Below are 19162 nucleotides of genomic sequence, written 5' to 3'. Positions count from 1 at the left end.
CCGGCCTACACGTGCGCGGGAGCCATGTGGTCCGTGAACCAGTCGCGGGCCAGGTCGGTCACCCGCTCCAGGGTGCCGGGCTCCTCGAAGAGGTGGGTGGCACCGGGGACGGTCTCCAGCCGGTTCTCGCACCTCAGCCGGGCCTGTGCCGCGCGGTTGAGTTCGAGGACCAGCGGGTCGGCGCCGCCCACGACGAGCAGGGTGGGCGCGGTCACCGCGGGCAGGCGCGGCCCGGCGAGGTCGGGCCGGCCGCCGCGGGAGACGACGGCGGCGGGGCGTGCGGAGGGTTCGGTGGCGGCCCACAGGGCGGCGGCGGCGCCGGTGCTGGCGCCGAAGTAGCCGACGGCGAGCCCTTCGGCCCCGGGGTGGCCGCGCAGCCAGTCGGTGGTGCCGGCCAGCCGTTCGGCGAGCAGGCGGATGTCGAACACGTTGGCCCGGTCGCGTTCCTCGTCCTCGGTGAGCAGGTCGAAGAGCAGGGTGCCGAGTCCGGCGCGGTTCAGTCCCCGGGCGACGAACCGGTTGCGGGGGCTGTGCCGGCTGCTGCCGCTGCCGTGGGCGAAGACGACGACGCCGGTGGCGCCGGCCGGCAGGGTGAGCCGTCCGCGCAGGCGTACGGTGCCGGCGACCGGTTCGACCTCGTGGTCCTGGCCGGGGGTGCCGGTGGCCCGGCCGTGGCGGGCGGCGGCCCGTCGCAGGCAGGCGGTGACCTCCTCGTCGTCGACCTGGGTGAAGTCGCCGTAGAACTGGCCGATGGCGAAGAAGTCGGCGGGGGTGTCGAGGCAGACGACGACGTCGGCGTCGTCGCCGAGCCGGCGGGCGAGGTCCCGTGGTGCCACGGGTACCGCCAGCACGATGCGGGCCGCCCCGCGGGCCCGGGCGATCCGGCAGGCGGCCCTGGCGGTGGAGCCCGTGGCCACTCCGTCGTCGACGACCACGGCGGTCCGGCCGGTGACCGTGACGGGGGCGCGTGCGCCGCGGTAGCGGGCCGCCCGCCGGTCGAGGACCGTGCGCTCGTGCGCCTCGACCCGGTCCAGGTCGGCCCGGCCGACGCCGGTGTGCCGCAGTACCTCCTCGTTGACGACCCGCACCCCGTCCTCGCCGATGGCACCCATGCCGAGCTCGGGCTGGTAGGGCACGCCCAGTTTGCGGACCAGGCAGACGTCCAGCGGCGCGTCGAGTGCCTCGGCGACCTCCGCGGCGACCGGTACCCCGCCGCGGGGCAGGCCCAGCACGACGACGTCCTGGCCCCTGAGGTGGTGTCGCAGGCGGCTGCCCAGCTGCCGTCCCGCCTCGGTGCGGTCGGTGAAGAGCATGGTGCCGCTCCGTCACTCCCGGGCCAGCCAGAGCGGGGAGGGGCCCTCCGCGTCGGCGGCGCCCGTCGCCTTCATGTCCCCGTCGGCCGCGCGCAGCAGCAGGCGGCCCATGGCGATGAGGGCGCGGCCGGCGGCGAGTTCGTCGCCGATGTCGGGTATCGCCTGGTCGTAGGGGCTGCGCCGGGCCTCGGCGTGGCTCTCCAGGACGTTGTCGCCGGTGTCGAGGACGATCCGGGCCGTGGTGTCCGGGTCGTGCTCGGACAGGTACAGGTTCAGCCGCCATTCCTTGATGGCCGGAGCACGGCTGCTCACCGGTCGGGTCATCGTCCGCCACCTCGCTCCGCGGGTCGGGCCGCTACGGGCCGCCGGTCGCCTGCCGGTCCGTCGTGGCTGGTCGCGCGGTTGCCGGCGCCTTGGCGGGGCGCGGCGACCACGCCCCTTCCACTGTGCACCCGGGCCGCGGCGGACGCCTCCCCTGTCCGGGCAGAATGTGCGTCATGACCTCGCGCACCTGCCCCTGCGGACTCCCCGCGTCCTACGACGCCTGCTGCGGCCGTTTCCACGGCGGCTCGGCGGCCGCCCCGACCGCGGAGCTGCTCATGCGCTCGCGGTACAGCGCGTTCGTGAAGGGGGACGCGGGCTATCTGCTGCGCACCTGGCATCCGCGGACCCGGCCCGGGCGGCTGGAGCTCGACCCGGGGACGAGGTGGACGGGTCTGGAGATCCTGGACGCCATCGACGGGTCGGCCTTCCACAGCGCGGGCACGGTGACCTTCCGGGCGTCCTACCGGGGCGGTTCGCTGCTGGAGCGGAGCCGGTTCGAGCGGGTGGACGGGGCGTGGGTGTACGTGGACGGGGAGTTTCCCGAAGAGCGGGAGTGAGGCCGGCTAGGGCGCCAGGATGTCCAGTTCCTGGAGGGCGCCCACGGTGATCTGGCGGGTCAGTTCCTCGGCGCGTGCCGCGTCGCCGGCGCGGACCGCCTCCGCCACCTGTACGTGCAGGGTCACGGCCGCCGGGTCGGGGTCCTCGAACATGACCTCGTGATGGGTGCGGCCCGCGAGGACCTCCGCGACGACGTCGCCGAGGCGGGCGAACATCTCGTTGCCCGAGGCGTTGAGGACGACGCGGTGGAAGGCGATGTCGTGGATGAGGTACTTCTCCAGCCGGTGGCCGCGTGAGTTGGCCACCATGCCGAGGGCGCACTCGGTGAGTTCGGCGCACTGCTCCGCCGTGGCGTGCCGGGCGGCCAGGGCCGCGGCCAGGGGCTCGACCGCCGAGCGGAGCACGGTCAGGGAGCGCAGCTGGTGCGGGCGGTCGGCGCCGGCCAGGCGCCAGCGGATGACCTGCGGGTCGTAGACGTTCCACTCGGCCTTCGGGCGGACCGTGACGCCGACGCGGCGGCGGGACTCGACCAGGTGCATGGACTCCAGGACGCGGACCGCCTCGCGCATCACGGAGCGTGACACCTCGAAGTGCTGGGCGAGTTCGTCCGTGCGCAGAACACTGCCCGGCGGGTACTCGCCCGCGGTGATCGCGGGGCCGAGGGTGTCCAGTACGTGGCCGTGCAGCCCCCGGCCCGGTGTGGTCATGCACTCAGCGTACGGCCTGGATCACGGAGACAAAAAGTCAGACTTATACGTCACACACTCTTGAATTCGTCGTACCTAATAGGTTTCAGTGTGGCGACGCCGATGTGGCGTCGGATGTCGAGGAAGACAGCGAGGCAGTGATGCGTACCCCCCAGGTCGTCGTCGTGATGGGCGTCGCGGGGACGGGCAAGACCACCATCGGTCCCTTGCTCGCCGCGCGACTGGGCGTTCCGTACGCCGAGGGCGACGACTTCCACCCCCCGGCCAACATCGCCAAGATGTCCGCCGGGATCCCGCTCGAGGACAGCGACAGGTGGCCCTGGCTGGAGGCCATCGGGCACTGGGCGCACGGGCGGGCCGGGCTCGGCGGGGTGGTCAGCAGCTCGGCGCTGAAGCGGTCGTACCGCGACCGGCTCAGGGCCGTGGCCCCGGGCGTCGTGTTCGTGCATCTCACCGGTGACCGGAAGCTGATCGAGGACCGGATGACGCAGCGCCAGGGGCACTTCATGCCGACCGCGCTGCTGGACTCCCAGTTCGCCACCCTGCAGCCGCTGGGGGCGGACGAGGCGGGAGTCGCCGTGGACGTCGCGGGCAGTCCCCAGGAGATCACCGAACGCGCCGTACGGGCGCTGGACGCGCTTCCCCTCGCATCCGAGTAACACCTCACCCCCGTCCCCCGTCTTCACAAGGGAACCCCCGTGACCAGACTCAGCGTCGAGATGCTGGCAGCGGACGCGCCCGCGCCGATCACCTCCGCCGGACATGCCCAGCTGGGCATAGCCGTCCTGGTGGGCATCGCCGTGATCGTCCTGCTCATCACCAAGTTCAAGTTGCACGCCTTCCTTGCCCTGACCATCGGGTCACTGGTGCTCGGTGCGGTCGCGGGAGCGCCGCTCGACAAGGCCATCGTCAGTTTCACCACCGGGCTCGGCACCACCGTGGCCGGCGTCGGCGTCCTGATCGCGCTCGGGGCGATCCTGGGCAAGCTGCTCGCCGACTCCGGCGGTGCCGACCAGATCGTCGACACGATCCTCGCCAAGGCGGGCGGGCGTGCCATGCCCTGGGCGATGGTGCTGATCGCCTCCGTGATCGGCCTGCCGCTGTTCTTCGAGGTCGGCATCGTGCTGCTGATCCCGGTCGTGCTGATGGTCGCCAAGCGGGGCAACTACTCCGTCATGCGCATCGGCATCCCCGCCCTCGCGGGTCTGTCCGTGATGCACGGCCTGATCCCGCCGCACCCCGGCCCGCTGGTCGCGATCGACGCGGTCAAGGCGAACCTGGGTGTGACGCTGGCGCTCGGTCTCCTGGTCGCCGTCCCGACGGTGATCATCGCCGGTCCGCTGTTCTCGAAGGTCGCGGCCCGCTGGGTCGACGTACCGGCGCCCGACCGGATGCTGCCCCAGCGCGCCTCGGACGAGCTGGAGCGCCGCCCGGGCTTCGGAGCGACCCTGTTCACCATGCTGCTGCCGGTGGTGCTGATGCTGGCCAAGGCGCTGGTGGACATCGTCATCGACGACCCCGCGAACTCCACGCAGCGCGTCTTCGACGTCATCGGCTCTCCGCTGATCGCCCTGCTCGCCGCCGTCCTCGTCGGCTTCTTCACGCTGGGCCGGCCGGCCGGCTTCGGCAAGGACCGCCTGCAGCAGACCGTCGAGAAGGGCCTGATGCCCATCGCGGGCATCCTGCTGATCGTGGGTGCCGGCGGTGGCTTCAAGCAGACGCTGATCGACTCCGGTGTGGGCCAGATGATCCTGGACGTCTCCAAGGACTGGTCGATCCCGGCGCTGCTGCTGGCCTGGCTGATCGCGGTGGCGATCCGGCTGGCGACCGGCTCGGCGACGGTGGCGACGGTCTCGGCGGCCGGTCTGGTGGCGCCGCTCGCGGCCGACATGTCGACCACCCACGCGGCCCTGCTGGTCCTGGCCATCGGCGCGGGCTCGCTCTTCTTCAGCCATGTCAACGACGCCGGCTTCTGGCTGGTGAAGGAGTACTTCGGGCTGACCGTCGGGCAGACGGTGAAGACCTGGTCGGTGATGGAGACGATCATCTCGGTGGTTGCCGGCGGCCTGATCCTGCTGCTGTCCCTGGTGATCTAGGAGCGTTACGGCGATGACGGCTCACCCCCTCTTCGACATCGGCGGCCGCACGGCCCTGGTCACCGGCTCCAGCCGGGGCATCGGCCTCGCGCTGGCGCGGGGCCTGGCCGAGGCCGGCTGCACGGTGGTCCTCAACGGGCGCGACGGCGACCGGCTGGCCGAGGCCGCCGCGGAGCTGCCCGGTGACGTCCGCACGGCGGTGTTCGACGTGACCGACGGCCCGGCCGTGGCCGCCGGGATCGCCGACGTCGAGGAGCGGGTGGGCCCGCTCGACATCCTGGTGAACAACGCGGGCATGCAGCTGCGCGCCCCGTTGCTGGAATTCACCGACGCGAACTGGCACCGCCTGCTGGACACCAACCTCACGAGTGCGTTCCTCGTCGGCCGGGAGGCCGCCCGGGGCATGACGCGACGCGGCCACGGCAAGATCGTCAACGTCTGCTCGCTGCAGAGCGAGGTCGTCCGGCCGGGCATCGCGCCGTACGCGGCGACCAAGGGCGCACTGAAGATGCTCACCAAGGGCATGTGCGCGGACTGGGGACCGTACGGTGTGCAGGTCAACGGCCTCGGCCCCGGCTACATCGAGACCGAGCTGACCCGTCCCCTGGTGGCGGACGAGGAGTTCAGCGCGTGGGTGCGCGGGCGCACCCCGGCCGGCCGCTGGGGCCGTACCGAGGACCTGGTGGGCGGACTGCTCTTCCTCGCCTCACCCGCGGCGGACTTCGTCGGCGGCCAGGTGCTGTACGTCGACGGCGGCATGACGAGCGTGCTGTGAAGGGGGCGGTGGGTGTGCTGGGTTGTGTGATCCACGGTGCGGGCGACCTCCGGGTGACGGAGCTGCCCGCTCCCCGACCGGGGCCCGGCGAGGCGCTCGTGGCCGTCCGGTACGGCGGGGTGTGCGGGTCCGATCTGCACTACTGGCGGCACGGCGGGGTCGGGGACTTCCGGCTCCGGGAGCCGCTGGTCCTCGGTCACGAGGTGGTGGGGACGGTGGTCTCCTACGGGGCGGAGGCGGCCGGTCCGGCCCCGGGTACGGCGGTCGCCGTGCATCCCGCCACGCCGTGCGGGGTCTGTCCGGAGTGCGCCGACGGGCGGGCGAACGTGTGCCGTGACACCCGTTATCTGGGCAGCGCGGCCCGCGCACCGCACGTCCAGGGCGGCTTCGCCGCACAAGTGGCCGTACCGGCCGAGCAGTTGAGGGAGCTGCCCGCCGGTCTCGGACTGCGGCGGGCCGCGCTCGCCGAGCCGCTGTCGGTGGCCCTGCACGCCGTGCGGCGGGCCGGTGACGTGTCCGGGCTGCATGTGCTGGTGACCGGGGCCGGACCGATCGGATGCCTGGTGGTCGCGGCCGCGAAGGCGGCCGGTGCGGCCCGGGTGACGGTGACCGACCTGGTGCCGGAGGCGCTGCGGTACGCGGCCGTCGCCGGCGCCGACACGCTCGTACGGGCCGACGACGCCCGCGACTCCGGGTGGCCGGCGGACGTGGACGTGGCCGTCGAGGCGTCGGGGGTCGCGGCCGGTCTGGACACGTGTCTGCGGCTGGTGCGGCGCGGAGGCGTGGTCGTGCAGCTCGGGATGCTGCCGCCGGGGCGGAGCCCGTTCGCCGGCAACCTCGTGGTGAGCCGGGAGATCGAGCTGCGCGGATCGTTCCGGTTCGCCGACGAGTTCGACGACGCCCTCGAACTGCTCGCGGCCCGCGGTGAGTTCGACGGGCTGATCAGTGCCGTCACGCCCGTGGCCGAAGCGGAGGCCGCGTTCGCGCTGGCCGCCGACCGGGAGCGGTCCTGCAAGGTGCTGCTGGACTTCGCGTGTCCCTAGTGGACGATGCGGGCGACCGTCCCGTGCTCGGGGTCCCCGAACCGTGAGATCAGCTGCGCGTCGCTCATGCGGTCGACCTCTTCGCAGCGCTGGACGGGAATGATCACGTGGGTGTCCCGGTCCGTCCAGTACTCGACGACGCGGACGGTGTCGGTGGCTCGGCTCATCGTGCTGCTCCTCTGTGGCGCGTGGGGTTCAGAGTGCGTCGCCGCCCGTCGCGCGGTCAACAGGAATGGGGGCTTCCCTTTTGCTTTTGGGAAGCGTAGGTTCCGGTTACCCCGCGTCGGCGCCCCTTGAGGCGCCGTCGGCCCGCCGGTCCCGGGACGGCGGGCCGCGCGGGGGCCAAATACCGTCGTCGTGCGCCGTATCGCCCTTGTGCCGGCCGCACTCCCTCAGCGGAGTCCGGTCGCCGTCAGGGGCGCCACAGGGAGTGCTCCCGCTTCGCCCACTCCCCGCTCACCGATCCCGTCCGCAGGCCCCTCCTGGCCTCGGGGTCGCCCAGCGCCATGCCGATGTGACCGGCGAGGACCACGCCGATGGTCAGGGCCAGCCAGTCGTGGACGAAGGTCGCCGAGGTGCGCCACACCAGCGGGGTGAGCCGCGTGAACCACATCATCAGGCCCGTGCCGAGCATGACCAGCGTCGCACCGGCGATCCAGGCGGCGTAGACCTTCTGGCCCGCGTTGAACTTCCCGGCCGGGCGCGAGGCGGGCGACCGGTCACGGCGGAGCGCGGCGCGCAGCCAGATCCGGTCGTGCGGGCCGAAGCGGTTGAGGAAGCGCAGGTCGGCGCGGAAGCCCCGGGAGACGAGGCCCAGCAGCACCGGTACCGGCAGGGCGAGGCCCGCGCACTCGTGGATCCGGACGACCAGGGCCCGGCGGCCGACCATGACCGCCAGCTGCGGGATGTAGAGGACGGCCGCCGTCAGCACACACACCCCCATCAGGGCCGCCGTCGTACGGTGCACCCAGCGCTGCGACCGGCCGAAGCGGCGGACGCGGGCACCCGGCGGGGCCGGGGTCTCAGCTCGTAGGCTCATCGGTCCGTCCGTTCGAGCGGCCCACCCAGGCGTCGACGTCGTAGCCGAGGTTCTCCCAGTAGCCGGGCCGGACCCGGTCGGTGACCGTGATGCCGGAGAGCCACTTGGCCGACTTGTAGAAGTACATCGGGGCGACGTAGAGGCGGACGGGACCGCCGTGGTCGTGGCCGATGTCCTTGTCCTGCATGCGCAGGGCGACCAGCACGTCCGGCCGGCGGGCCTGGGCGAGGGTGAGGCTCTCGCTGTACGTGCCGTCGAAGCAGGTGAAGCGGATGGCCCTGGCCGACGGGCGGACGCCGGCCGCGTCGAGCAGGTCGGCGAGCCGTACGCCCTGGAAGGGGGTGCCCGGGACGCGCCAGCCGGTGACGCACTGGACGTCCTTGACCAGCCGGGTCTGCGGCAGGGCGCGCAGTTCGGCGAGGGTGTAGCCGCGCGGGTGGTCGACCAGCCCGTCGACGGTGAGGCGGTAGTCGGCCGCGCTCCGGTGCGGGACGGAGGCGGCGACGGAGTAGTAGCGGAAGCCGCCGCCGTTGGGCAGCAGGCCGGTGAGGCCCGTCGGGTCCTTGCCGGCGACGGAGCCGAGCAGTCCTTCGAGGCCGCGCTGGAGCACGGGCGCGGTGGCCACGCCGAGCGCGCCCAGGCCGAGGGTGCCGAGGAAGACGCGGCGGCCGATCGGGCGTCCGTCCGGTTCCTCCGGTGGTTCGGGTCGTTCGGGGTTCACCTGTTCATTCGAGCACTCGGGACCCGGCGGGGCCAGGGAATCGGGTCACCGGTAAGAGTTCCGTCATCACTTCTCACCTACGACGGCGGCCGCTCACCGGCCGAGCGCGCGGGCGCGGGCCGCATGGAATGCGGCGCGGGGGTCCGGGTGCGCGTACGACCAGGGCGCCGCGGTGGCGTGCTCGCCGATGCGCTGGAACAGGGGTGCCGCCTCGGCCGGACGGCCGGCCGAGGACAGGGCGAAGGCCAGGTGGTTGAGGTCGAGGTGGCGCCGGGGGTGGTCGTCGTGCTCCCACTCCAGCCACCAGTCGAAGCAGGCGCGCAGGACGCCGCGGGCCCGGGGGCCGGCCCAGTGCCCGGAGGCGGCCGGGGCGAGGCCCGCGGCGGTGAGGACACGGAACCGCTCGGCGTGGGCGACGACCGGGAGGACGGCCAGCGGGGAGTCGGCGGGGGCCTCGGCGGCGGCCCGTTCGGCGACGTCGTACGCCTCGTGGGCCTCGGGCCGGCCGCCCGGGGGCCGTTCGGCGAGGCGGGCGATCAGCAGGTGGTGGGCGTGGTGGTGCTCGGGGTGCCGACGGCGGACCTCGCCGAAGGCGCCGAGCACCTCGCGCTCGGTGCCGAGACGGCGGGCGAGCAGCAGCAGGCCCAGCCATGGGGTGGGGTCGGCCGGGGCGAGCGCGGCGGCCGTGTCACAGGCCTCGCGGGCGCCGCCGGGCTCCTCCTTGCCGCGCAGGGCGCGCCGTACGAGGGCCAGGGCGTACAGGGTGGCGGCGTCGGCGGAGCCGGGCTCGGCCTGCGCCCAGTCGTGGGCCCAGGCGGCGGCGTACGGTTCCCGCGCGAGGACGGTCAGGCGGTGGGCTCGGCGGTCCCAGTCGTCACCGGTGTGCAGCAGCAGGGAGCGGGCGGCCTGCCGGCGGCCCTGGGTGAGGGCGGCGCGAGCGGTGCGCAGCCCCTCGTCGTCGAGGGCGTGGTCGAAGGCGCCGGGCGCGTCCGGCGCGTCTCCGGACTGGTCCGTGCGAACCCGGCGTGCGCCGAGCAGGGGCGGGAGAGGGGGCACCGCGGGACTTCCTGTTTCTCGGGCTGCCATCGACCGATCACGCACAGCAAACCCCCCGCCATGGATGGCGTCAAGCGGAACCGCGGTGTTGCTCCCTTCAACTACCGTGTGTGAAGCGGAACTTGAGAATCAGGGGTGCAGGTGGGGAGCCTCCTGCGGGGCTTTCGGCGGCGATCTGTGGCGTACGCCATGGCGCCGGGCGGCCGGGCCACGGACCATGGCCGGACGTACGCCCCCCGCTTCGGTGCGCCTTGTGCCCGACCGGGTGGCGTGACCGAGTCAACTGCCCGGTTCCGGGCACTCTCCGGGTCCACGGGGTCCCGGGAGCGCTACAGTCGGCGACTACGCGTCCGTGGTCCGGCCGGATGATCGAGGTACGCAGCGTGTCCGTTCTGGTTCTCCTTCTCGCCGTGAGTGCTGCCTGCTGTCTGGGCTTCGGCTTCGTGCTCCAGCAGAACGCGGCGCAGAAGGCACCGCTGAGCGACTACCTGTCGTTCCGGCTGTTGCTGGACCTGATGCGGGTGCCGCGCTGGCTGGGCGGGCTCGGCCTGATGGTGGCCGGCATGGTTCTCGGCGCGATCGCCCTCGGCAAGGGGGAGATCTCCCTGGTCGAGCCGCTCCTCGCGACCAACCTGCTGTTCGCGCTCGCCCTCTCCCGCCACCAGACCAGACAGCCGCTCGGCCGCCAGGGCTGGGCCGGTCTGCTGCTGCTCGCGGGCGGCGTGAGCACGTTCATCATGGCCGGCGAACCGCGCGGCGGCAGCGCCGTGGACGATCCGCTGCGGCACTGGCTGATCATCGGTGCCATGGTGGGCGCCGCGCTCGTCCTGACGACGTACGGCAAGCGCTCCCGGCTCAACTGGGGGCCGGTCCTGCTGGCCACCGCCGCCGGACTGCTGTACGGGGTGCAGGACGCGCTGACCCGGGTCAGCGGCACGCTGTTCTCCGACGGCGGCTTCACCGAGCTGCTCACCGGCTGGCAGCCCTACGGTGTGCTGGCGTGCGGCGTCAGCGGGCTGATCCTGGTGCAGAGCGCGTTCGAGACCGCGCCGCTGCGCATGTCGCTGCCCGCGCTCACCGCGGCGGAGCCGCTCGCCGGGATCCTGTGCGGGGTGGGCTTCCTCGGGGACCGGCTGCGCACCGACACCGGGGCGCTGGCCTGGGAGGCGGCCGGGCTCGCGGCCGTCGTCACCGGCATCGTCCTGCTCGGTCTGCACCCGGCGATGCCCTGCGGCACCCCGGAGCCGCGCCGCGTCGACCTGCAGCGGCGCTGAACCCGGCTGCTTGGATGGGGGGCATGAACCCCGCTGACGAGATCCTCGACATCGTCGACGAGCACGACCGGGTCGTCGACCGGCGCCCGCGCGGCGAGGCGTACGCCCTCGGGCTGCGCCACCGCTGTGTGTTCGTCCAGGCCCGGGACGCGGCCGGCCGGCTCTTCGTGCACCGGCGCACGGCCGGCAAGCTGGTGTTCCCCTCCCTGTACGACCTGTTCGTCGGCGGGGTCGTCGGGGCGGGCGAGTCCTACGACGAGGCGGCCCTGCGGGAGGCCGAGGAGGAGCTGGGCGTGCGGGGACTGCCCCGGCCGGCCTTCCTCTTCAAGTTCCTGTACGACGACGGGGCCGGGAAGAGCTGGTGGTCGGCGGTGTACGAGGTGCGCTGCGAGCTGCCCGTGCGCCCCCAGGCCGAGGAGGTCCAGTGGTACGGCTTCCTGTCCGAGGAGGAGGTCGGGCGGCGGCTCGGCGAGTGGGAGTGGGTGCCCGACGGGCTGGCCGCCCATGAGCGGCTGCGGGCGTTCCGGGCGGGTGGCTGAGGCGCCGGTAGGGTCGTCGGCGTGAGCGAATTCGTACGCAACATCCGGCTGTGGTTCGCGCCGGAGCAGGTGCGGGAAGAGGGTGGCACGCCCGACTACCGGTTCTCGCTGGCCAACGAGCGCACCTTCCTCGCCTGGCTGCGGACGGCACTCGCGCTGATCGGCGGCGGATTCGCGGTGGACCAGTTCCTGCCGGACCTGCGCTGGGGCTGGCGGGTCGGTCTCGCGCTGGCGCTGCTGGGCGCCGGTGTGCTGTGTTCCCTGCGGGCGCTGAACCACTGGGTGCGCTGCGAGCGGGCGATGCGGCGCGGCGAGGATCTGCCCACGTCCCGGTTCCCGGCCCTGCTGAGCCTGGTCGTCGCGGTGGTCGCCGTGGCGATGGTCGTGGTGGTGCTGGTCGGATGGGAGGGGTGAGCACGGCGGGCCGGGACCCGGGGCTCCAGCCGGAGCGCACGCGTCTGGCCTGGCGCCGTACCACCCTGTCCGCCGCCGTGGCCGCAGTCCTCGCGGTACGGACCGCGCTGCGTGACGGGTCGGCGACCGGGGTGGTGCTGTGCGCGGTGTGCTGCGCCCTGTGGCTCGGCTTCCTCGGTGTGGCCCATCACCGCATCCGCACGCTCTCGGCCGGCACCCCGCCGCCCGCGTTCACCCCCCGGCACGCGGCGGCGGCGGTGCTGTGCGCGGTGGCGACGGCGGTGTGCGCGGCCGTGCTGGTGGTCTAGGGCCTGTCCCCGGTGGTCCGGTCGACCGTGACGACGATCTTGCCGCGGGTGCTGCCCTCCTGGTTGCGGCGGTGGGCGTCGGCCGTGCGCTCCAGCGGGAACGTCTCCTCGACGTGGACGGTGAGGACACCCTGCTCCGCCAGCCCGGCGAGGGTCGCCAGGTCCTCGGCGTCGGGGCGGACGAAGCAGTACCGGCCGCCGTGGCCGAGCACCTCCGGGTCGGCGATGGACGCCAGACGGCCCCCGGGGGCGAGCAGTTCGGCGGACGTCCGGAGGGTGTCCCCGCCGATGGTGTCGAAGACGGCGTCGACCCCCTCGGGGGCGAGTGCGCGCACCCGTTCGGTCAGGCCGTCCCCGTAGGCGACGGGTTCGCCGCCGAGGCCGCGCACGAAGTCGTGGTTGCGTTCGCTCGCCGTGCCGATCACCCGGGCGCCGAGGTGGGCGGCGATCTGCACGGCGAGGGAGCCGACCCCGCCGGCCGCCGCGTGCACCAGCACCGTGTCCCCGCGCCCGACCTCCAGCGCCTTCACCAGCACCTGGTAGGCGGTGAGCCCGGCCAGCGGGAGTCCGGCGGCCTCCTCGAAGGACAGGCCCGGGGGTTTGCGGGCCAGCGTTCGCACGGGCGCGGCGACGTACTCGGCGAAGGTGCCCCGGGACAGGAAGTCCTCGCGGACGTAGCCGATCACCTCGTCGCCGGCGGCGAACTCGGTGACCGCGGGTCCGGGCCGGACGACCACCCCGCTGACGTCCCAGCCGGGGACGACGGGGAAGACGGCGTCCAGGACGGAGTCCAGGTACCCCTCGCGGCACTTCCAGTCGACCGGGTTGACGGCCGCGGCGCGCACCTCGACCAGTACCTGGTCGGGGCCGACCTTGGGGTCGCGCACCTCGCCGTACTCCAGCACCTCGGGACCGCCGTAGCGGGTGTAGCTGATGCCCTTCATGTCCTCGACCCTCCGGGGTACTCGTGCGCCACGCAACCGGTATGTCCTTGTACGCGGCTTTCGCGTGACAGCCTGTCCGTCGTCAGCACCCCGTACCCCTCGAAGGCGAGCACCATGACCACCCTTCACCAGGAACACACCGAACACGGGACGCACGCCCACGGTCCGGACTGCGGGCATCCGGCCGTACCGCACGGCGACCACCTCGACTACGCGCACGACGGCCATCTGCACCGGGAGCACGAAGGCCACTGGGACGAGTGCGAACCGGCCGGGCACACCACGCACGACGGTCACGAGCACGTGCACCACGACGAGTGCGGACACGCCCAAGTGCGGCACGGGGACCACGTCGACTACCTGCACGACGGGCACCGGCACGCCGAGCACGGCGACCACTGGGACGATCACTGACCCTCCGCCCCTTTCGCGACGCAGGGCCGACGGCTCCCCCGCACACCGGCCAGGGAGCCGTCGGCCTATGGTGGCTCCGGTCACGTTTCGCGCCGTGTTCGGCACACGTACTGGACTACATACCGACCGGTCGGCATCATGAGTCGGGTCTTGTTCGCCCGTTCGTAGGAGTGATGTATGAGCGCCGACCACCCGCCCGGACTCGACCTGGACCGGCTGCGCGCCCTGCTCGACCGCGAGCGCCCCGGTCTGGTCACCGGCCCGCTGACCGGCCGGCTGATCGAGGGCGGACGGTCGAACCTCACCTACGCGCTCTCCGACGGCACCTCCCGATGGGTCGTACGACGGCCGCCGCTCGGCCATGTCCTGGCCACCGCGCACGACATGAAGCGCGAGCACCGCGTGATCGACGCCCTGCACCCGACCCGGGTGCCGGTCCCGCGCCCGGTGCTGCTCTGCGAGGACGAGGAGGTGCTCGGGGCGCCGTTCTACGTCATGGAGTTCGTCGAGGGCACCCCGTACCGCACCGCCCAGCAGCTCGCGCCGCTCGGTGAGGAGCGCACCCGGAACGCGGTGCTGTCCCTCGTGGACACGCTGGTCGAGCTGCACGCGGTGGACCCCGCCGAGGTGGGGCTCGCGGACTTCGGCCGCCCCGAGGGATTCCTGGACCGGCAGCTGCGCCGCTGGGGCAAGCAGCTGGACGCCTCCCGCAACCGCGAGCTGCCCGGCATCGACGAACTGCACGCGGCGCTCGGCCGGGAGCTGCCCGCCTCCCCCGCCCCCACCGTCGTCCACGGCGACTACCGGCTGGACAACGTCCTGATCGGGGACGACGACGAGATCAAGGCGGTCCTCGACTGGGAGATGTCGACCCTCGGCGACCCGCTGACCGACCTCGGTCTGCTGGTGATGTACAGCCGGCCGCTCGGCACGCCCCACTCCCCGGTCTCCACCACCGCCGAGGCGCCGGGCCACCCCTCCCCGCGGGAGCTGGTCGAGCGGTACGCCGCGCGCTCGGGGCGCGACGTCTCCGCCGTCTCCTGGTACGAGGCGTTCGCCTGGTTCAAGCTCGCCGTGATCCTGGAGGGCATCCACTACCGGTACACGCTCGGCCAGACGGTCGGCCGTGGCTTCGACCGGATCGGCGAGCTCGTGCCCGTCTTCATCGACCACGGACTGACCACTCTTCAGGAAGGCTGACCCGACATGGACTTCGCGTTCGACGCACGCACCGAGGAACTGCGGGCCAGGCTCCTCGCCTTCATGGACGAGTACGTGTACCCGGCCGAGCCGGTCGCCGAGGAGCAGCGGGCCGCGCTGGCCTCGCCGTGGGACACCCCGGCCGTGGTCGGGGAGCTGAAGGCGGAGGCACGCAGGCAGGGGCTGTGGAACCTCTTCCTGCCCGACACCGAGTACGGCGCCGGGCTGACGAACCTCCAGTACGCGCCGCTCGCCGAGATCACCGGCCGCTCCCCGCACCTCGCGCCCACGGCGACGAACTGCGCCGCGCCCGACACCGGGAACATGGAGGTGCTGGCGCAGTTCGCCGACGAGCGGCAGAAGAAGCAGTGGCTGGAGCCGCTGCTGGCCGGCGAGATCCGCTCGGCGTTCGCGATGACGGAGCCGGACGTGGCCTCCTCGGACGCCACGAACATCACCACGCACATCGAGCGGGACGGCGACGAGTACGTCGTCACCGGCCGCAAGTGGTACATCTCCGGGGCGATGAACCCGGACTGCAAGATCTTCATCGTGATGGGCAAGACGGACCCGGACGGCGCGGACATCCGCCGCCAGCAGTCCATGATCCTGGTCCCGCGCGACACCCCCGGCGTCACCGTGCGGCGCGCGATGCAGGTCTTCGGCTACGAGGACCACTCCCACGGCGGCCACGCCGAGGTGGTCTTCGACCACGCCCGCGTACCGGTCACGAACCTGATCGGCGAGGAGGGCGGCGGCTTCGCCATCGCCCAGGCGCGGCTCGGGCCGGGCCGGATCCACCACTGCATGCGGCTGATCGGCATGGCCGAGCGGGCCATCGAGCTGATGTGCCGGCGGGCCGTCTCGCGCACCGCGTTCGGCAAGGCGCTGGCCCAGCAGGGCGTCGTGCAGAACTGGATCGCCGACGCGCGGGTCACCGTCGAGCAGCTGCGGCTGCTGGTGCTGAAGACGGCCTGGCTGATGGACACGGTCGGCAACAAGGGCGCCCACACGGAGATCCAGGCGATCAAGATCGCCACTCCGCGTGCGGTGGTCGGCATCCTGGACCGCGCGATCCAGCTGCACGGAGCGGGCGGCGTGAGCCAGGACTTCCCGCTGGCGGAGCTGTACGCGAGCGCCCGCACGCTGATGCTCGCCGACGGCCCGGACGAGGTGCACCAGCGGTCGCTGGCGCGGCGGGAGTTGAAGAAGTACCTGTAGGCGCACATGCGCGAGGGGCGGCCGCAGGCGCGGCCGCCCCTCGCTCGTGCCGGGCGGTCCTACGGCCGCAGCGCCCGCAGCAGCAGGTCGGCGAGGTGGTCGGCGACCTGCTGGGGGGTGAGGGGGCCGTCGGGGCGGTACCAGGTCGACAGGTGGTGGACGGAGCCGAAGTGGTAGTCCACGACCAGGTCGGCCGGGGTCGCCGTGGAGAAGACGCCCGCCTTCTGGCCCTCCTCCACGAGGGCGCGGAACCGTTCGTGGTAGCGGCGGCGCTCGGCGCGGACCTGCTTGTTCTTCTCCGGGCTCAGCTGGTGCATCGAGCGGAAGAAGATCATCGCGTCGTCGAGGTGCTCGATGGTGGTGACGACGACGTCCGCCGCCGCGGCTCTGAGCCGCTTCTCCACCGGCTCGTCGGCGTCCGCGAGGGCGTCCAGCCGCTCCTGCTGTGTGCGGAGCATGCGCGCGTACACCTCGTGCAGGAGGTCGTCCTTGGAGCCGAAGTAGTGGTACAGCGCCCCCTTGGTGACACCTGCCGCCTCGACGATCTCCTGCACCGAGGTGCGGTCGTAACCCTGCTCCGCGAAGAGCCGGGTGGCGGCGGCCAGCAGCCGCTGCGGAACGGGCGTCCCGTCTCCGTCCGTCGTCCTGGGCACTGCCGCCACCTGCCTTTCCTCGTCGCCTACTGACCGGCGTCGTTGTCGTCTTGCGCGCGGGAACGCAGTTCCCGACGGAGGATCTTCCCACTCGCCGTCTTCGGCAAGTCGGGCAGGATCTCCACCTGCCTCGGATACTTGTAGGCGGCCAGTCTCTCCTTGCAGTACTCCGAGAGTTCGTCCGGGTCCGTCGCGGCGCCCGGACGGAGGCTGATATAGGCCTTGACGGTCTCCCCACGGTAGCCGTCGGGGACGCCGACGACGGCCGCCTCGCGCACCGCGGGGTGCGTGTAGAGGACGTCCTCCACCTCGCGCGGCCACACCTTGAAGCCGGACGCGTTGATCATGTCCTTCTTGCGGTCGACGACGTACAGCCAGCCGCGCTCGTCCATGAACCCGATGTCGCCGGTGCGCAGCTCCCCGTCCGGGAAGGTCTCGGCGGTGGCCTCGGGGCGCCGCCAGTAGCCGGGGACCACCTGGGGTCCCCGTACGACGATCTCGCCCTGCTCGCCGAACGGCACCTCCGCGCCGCGCTCGTCCAGGATGCGCACGACGGTGTCGGCGCCGGGCAGGCCGACGGACAGCGTCTCGGAGACGGGGTCGACGGGGGCCTCCAGACCGGGCGGGACGGAGGCGCAGGGGGCGGTGCACTCGGTGAGGCCGTAGCCGACCCGGATGTACGGCCCGAAGCGCTCGCGGAACCGCTCCACCAGGGCCGGCGGCACGGGAGCGCCGCCCGAGGAGATGTTCACGAAGGAGGTGAAGTGCTCGCGGGTGACGTCCGGGTGGGCGGCGAGCGCCATGTAGGCGGTCGACGGGCCCACCGTGTAGTGCGGGCGGTGCTCGGCGAACGCCTCCAGGACGACGCCGGGGTCGAAGCGGTAGGCGAGGACCAGGGTGCCCGCGCTGTTCAGGCAGGCGCCGAGCTGGCAGACCATGCCGGTGATGTGGAAGAGGGGCGCGAGCGCGTAGTAGACGGGGGCGTCGGGCAGGTCGAGCCCGGTCCGCTGGCGCTCGGCGTTGTGCATGATGTTGCCGTGCGTGTTGGTGGCGCCCTTGGGGGTGCCGCTGGTGCCCGAGGTGTAGCTGATCAGGGCGATGTCGTCGGGGCGCGGGGTGCGGCCCCCGGGTGCCCGGCCGCCCTGCCGGGCGACGGCCACGAGGTCGTCGGTGTCCGGGGGCTTGGGCAGCCGCTCGAAGGTGAGCACCCGTGCGTCGCCGCGGGTCTGGAAGTCCAGTTCGCAGCCGGTGAGCACGATCCGCACCGGCGAGTCGGCCGCGGTCTGCCGGAGGTACGACTCCCAGGCCCGGTCCGAGCAGACCAGTGCGGACACCTCGGCGTCCCGCAGGACATGGGCGACCTCGCCCGACTTGTACATGGGGTTGACCGGGACGACGGTCGCGCCCGCCTTCCAGGCGCCGAGCAGCGCCAACACGAAGTGCGGGGAGTTCTGCAGCAGGACGGCCACCCGGTCGCCGCGCTCCAGCCCGCGCGCGGCGAGATGGGCCGCCACGCCGTCGCTCAGCTCGTCCACCTCGCGGTAGTCGAGCCGGGCGTCGAAGTAGGCGAGGAAGGTCCGGTCGGGGGTCGCCGCGACCGCGTCGCGCAGGGCGTGCAGAAGGGAGTCGGCCGGGGCCACGGGGGCGCGCTGGGCGTCGTCGAGGAGGGCCAGCCAGGGGCGGTCGGCGTACCGGGGGGCGGTCATCGGGTCTCCTCCCACGTGCGCTGGAGGTGGTTCATGCCCGCCAGCCAGCGGTCGGGGTCGCCGGCCCGCGCCTGGTAGAAGCCGGCCACCTCGGGGTGCGGCAGGATCAGGAAGCGGTCCTCCTCGATGCCCCGGAACAGGGCGTCCGCGACGGCTTCCGGGGCGATCGCGGTCGGGTGGAGCACCAGGTCGCCGGCGCTGCCGGTGGCGGCGAGCATGTCGGTGCGGACGCCCTGCGGGCAGATCGCGTGCACCTTCAGGCCGCGGTGGCGGTAGGTGAGGGACAGCCACTCGGCGAAGGCGTAGGCGCCGTGCTTGGTGACGCTGTAGGAGGGGGCGCCGATCATGGTGAGGAGTCCGGCGGCCGACACGGTGGAGACGAACCGGCCGCCGCCCCGCTCCAGCCAGCCCGGCAGCAGCTCGTGGGCGGCGCGGACGTGGGCCATCACGTTGACGTCCCAGGACAGGCCCCAGGTCCTCTCGTCCAGCGGGCCGTCGGCACCGCCGTCCTCGAAGGCGACCCCGGCGTTGGCGCAGTAGACGTCGACGGTGCCGCCGAGCGCGTCCCGGGCGTCGGCGACGATCGCGGAGGCGTCGCCGGGGACGGCGGTGCCGCCGATCTCCTCGGCCACCGCCGCGGCCTTGTCCGCGTCGAGGTCGTTCACCACGACCCGGGCGCCCTCGGCGGCGAACCGCCTGGCCAGCGCGGCCCCGATCCCGCCACCCGCTCCGGTGACGACCACTCCCGCATCCAGCACGGCTTTCACCATCGGTCTCCTTCGGCACGACGTCGCGCGGCACGCATCGGCTCCGCCGCTCCAGACTAACCAGTCGGTATGTGGCTGCGGAAGGGTCGA

General features: G+C 73.0%; 23 protein-coding genes. 12 read left to right on the top strand and 11 right to left on the bottom strand.

Translation table 11 applies throughout. From position 1 onward, the window contains the following. Positions 1-5 precede the first annotated feature (5 nt). Positions 6-1313 carry a phosphoribosyltransferase family protein gene (locus tag ACF08B_RS26060; RefSeq protein WP_392319642.1) on the bottom strand — a complete coding sequence of 436 codons (1308 nt, stop codon included), beginning with the start codon at positions 1311-1313 and terminating at the stop codon, positions 6-8. Positions 1314-1325: 12 nt separating this feature from the next. Next, positions 1326-1637: a dsRBD fold-containing protein gene (locus ACF08B_RS26055; RefSeq protein WP_392168924.1), complete on the bottom strand. Its 312-nt coding sequence runs from the start codon at positions 1635-1637 to the stop codon at positions 1326-1328. 173 nt (positions 1638-1810) lie between these two features. On the opposite strand from ACF08B_RS26055, the gene ACF08B_RS26050 reads away from it, so the two are divergent. Then, positions 1811-2194: a YchJ family protein gene (locus ACF08B_RS26050; RefSeq protein ID WP_392319641.1), complete on the top strand. Its 384-nt coding sequence runs from the start codon at positions 1811-1813 to the stop codon at positions 2192-2194. 6 nt (positions 2195-2200) lie between these two features. Here ACF08B_RS26050 and ACF08B_RS26045 read toward each other — a convergent pair whose 3' ends face one another. Continuing rightward, positions 2201-2902: a FadR/GntR family transcriptional regulator gene (locus ACF08B_RS26045; protein WP_093478989.1), complete on the bottom strand. Its 702-nt coding sequence runs from the start codon at positions 2900-2902 to the stop codon at positions 2201-2203. 140 nt (positions 2903-3042) lie between these two features. Between ACF08B_RS26045 and ACF08B_RS26040 the strand changes: the two genes are divergently transcribed. From ACF08B_RS26040 to ACF08B_RS26025, 4 genes are read left to right on the top strand one after another with little or no spacing between them, the layout of a single operon-like run. Further along, positions 3043-3561, top strand: coding sequence for a gluconokinase (locus ACF08B_RS26040; RefSeq protein ID WP_093695828.1), 519 nt, complete (start codon positions 3043-3045; stop codon positions 3559-3561). A gap of 39 nt (positions 3562-3600) precedes the next feature. Then, entirely contained in the window at positions 3601-4998 is a 1398-nt protein-coding gene (locus ACF08B_RS26035) for a GntP family permease (RefSeq protein ID WP_093478986.1), read from the top strand. A 13-nt stretch (positions 4999-5011) separates the two neighbouring features. Continuing rightward, a complete protein-coding gene (locus ACF08B_RS26030; protein ID WP_392319640.1) occupies positions 5012-5773 on the top strand; it encodes an SDR family oxidoreductase in 762 nt (253 codons plus the stop codon). A 14-nt stretch (positions 5774-5787) separates the two neighbouring features. Further along, positions 5788-6816: an L-idonate 5-dehydrogenase gene (locus ACF08B_RS26025; RefSeq protein WP_392319803.1), complete on the top strand. Its 1029-nt coding sequence runs from the start codon at positions 5788-5790 to the stop codon at positions 6814-6816. Here ACF08B_RS26025 and ACF08B_RS26020 read toward each other — a convergent pair. From ACF08B_RS26020 to ACF08B_RS26005, 4 genes are all read right to left on the bottom strand, one after another. Then, positions 6813-6983 (bottom strand): hypothetical protein, encoded by a 171-nt coding sequence (locus ACF08B_RS26020; protein WP_176985783.1) that lies wholly within the window; start codon positions 6981-6983, stop codon positions 6813-6815. The genes ACF08B_RS26025 and ACF08B_RS26020 overlap by 4 nt on opposite strands. A 245-nt stretch (positions 6984-7228) precedes the next feature. Continuing rightward, positions 7229-7855 carry a cytochrome b/b6 domain-containing protein gene (locus ACF08B_RS26015; protein WP_392319639.1) on the bottom strand — a complete coding sequence of 209 codons (627 nt, stop codon included), beginning with the start codon at positions 7853-7855 and terminating at the stop codon, positions 7229-7231. Further along, positions 7839-8576, bottom strand: a complete 738-nt coding sequence (locus ACF08B_RS26010) for a molybdopterin-dependent oxidoreductase (RefSeq protein ID WP_392319638.1) — start codon at positions 8574-8576, stop codon at positions 7839-7841. The genes ACF08B_RS26015 and ACF08B_RS26010 overlap by 17 nt, the downstream gene beginning before the upstream one ends. Before the next feature lie 93 nt (positions 8577-8669). Next, on the bottom strand, positions 8670-9632 hold the full coding sequence (locus ACF08B_RS26005; protein WP_392319637.1) for a hypothetical protein: 963 nt from the start codon (positions 9630-9632) through the stop codon (positions 8670-8672). 383 nt (positions 9633-10015) lie between these two features. Between ACF08B_RS26005 and ACF08B_RS26000 the strand changes: the two genes are divergently transcribed. The 4 genes from ACF08B_RS26000 to ACF08B_RS25985 are packed head-to-tail and all read left to right on the top strand — an operon-like array spanning position 10016 to position 12167. Then, entirely contained in the window at positions 10016-10906 is an 891-nt protein-coding gene (locus ACF08B_RS26000) for a DMT family transporter (protein WP_392319636.1), read from the top strand. Between the two features lie 23 nt (positions 10907-10929). Continuing rightward, entirely contained in the window at positions 10930-11445 is a 516-nt protein-coding gene (locus tag ACF08B_RS25995) for an NUDIX domain-containing protein (RefSeq protein ID WP_093695834.1), read from the top strand. Between the two features lie 21 nt (positions 11446-11466). Then, positions 11467-11859, top strand: coding sequence for a YidH family protein (locus ACF08B_RS25990; RefSeq protein WP_392319635.1), 393 nt, complete (start codon positions 11467-11469; stop codon positions 11857-11859). Next, positions 11847-12167 (top strand): DUF202 domain-containing protein, encoded by a 321-nt coding sequence (locus tag ACF08B_RS25985; RefSeq protein WP_392319634.1) that lies wholly within the window; start codon positions 11847-11849, stop codon positions 12165-12167. Before ACF08B_RS25990 ends, ACF08B_RS25985 begins: the two co-directional genes overlap by 13 nt. Here the strand turns inward: ACF08B_RS25985 and ACF08B_RS25980 are convergent. Beyond that, positions 12164-13111 (bottom strand): NADP-dependent oxidoreductase, encoded by a 948-nt coding sequence (locus tag ACF08B_RS25980; protein WP_392319633.1) that lies wholly within the window; start codon positions 13109-13111, stop codon positions 12164-12166. The two genes, ACF08B_RS25985 and ACF08B_RS25980, sit on opposite strands and share 4 nt — an antisense overlap. A 114-nt stretch (positions 13112-13225) precedes the next feature. Between ACF08B_RS25980 and ACF08B_RS25975 the strand changes: the two genes are divergently transcribed. The 3 genes from ACF08B_RS25975 to ACF08B_RS25965 all read left to right on the top strand — a co-directional run bounded on the left by ACF08B_RS25975 (position 13226) and on the right by ACF08B_RS25965 (position 15946). Then, complete coding sequence (locus ACF08B_RS25975) at positions 13226-13525, top strand: hypothetical protein (protein ID WP_392319632.1); 300 nt, start codon at positions 13226-13228, stop codon at positions 13523-13525. 177 nt (positions 13526-13702) lie between these two features. Then, positions 13703-14725: a phosphotransferase family protein gene (locus tag ACF08B_RS25970; RefSeq protein ID WP_093478973.1), complete on the top strand. Its 1023-nt coding sequence runs from the start codon at positions 13703-13705 to the stop codon at positions 14723-14725. A gap of 6 nt (positions 14726-14731) precedes the next feature. Continuing rightward, positions 14732-15946 carry an acyl-CoA dehydrogenase family protein gene (locus ACF08B_RS25965; protein WP_093695837.1) on the top strand — a complete coding sequence of 405 codons (1215 nt, stop codon included), beginning with the start codon at positions 14732-14734 and terminating at the stop codon, positions 15944-15946. Positions 15947-16005: 59 nt separating this feature from the next. On the opposite strand, the gene ACF08B_RS25960 is transcribed toward ACF08B_RS25965, so the two are convergent. From ACF08B_RS25960 to ACF08B_RS25950, 3 genes are read right to left on the bottom strand one after another with little or no spacing between them, the layout of a single operon-like run. After that, positions 16006-16599: a TetR/AcrR family transcriptional regulator gene (locus ACF08B_RS25960; protein WP_392319802.1), complete on the bottom strand. Its 594-nt coding sequence runs from the start codon at positions 16597-16599 to the stop codon at positions 16006-16008. A 26-nt stretch (positions 16600-16625) separates the two neighbouring features. Further along, complete coding sequence (locus ACF08B_RS25955) at positions 16626-18305, bottom strand: class I adenylate-forming enzyme family protein (protein WP_392319631.1); 1680 nt, start codon at positions 18303-18305, stop codon at positions 16626-16628. Beyond that, positions 18302-19075, bottom strand: coding sequence for an SDR family oxidoreductase (locus ACF08B_RS25950; protein ID WP_093478968.1), 774 nt, complete (start codon positions 19073-19075; stop codon positions 18302-18304). Before ACF08B_RS25950 ends, ACF08B_RS25955 begins: the two co-directional genes overlap by 4 nt. Positions 19076-19162: the final 87 nt, after the last annotated feature.

Source organism: Streptomyces sp. NPDC015139 (assembly GCF_043079785.1).
GTDB lineage: Bacteria > Actinomycetota > Actinomycetes > Streptomycetales > Streptomycetaceae > Streptomyces > Streptomyces albidocamelliae.
The sequence above is the reverse complement of the archived record's forward strand: the minus strand, read 5'-3'. Positions and strand labels throughout refer to the sequence as shown.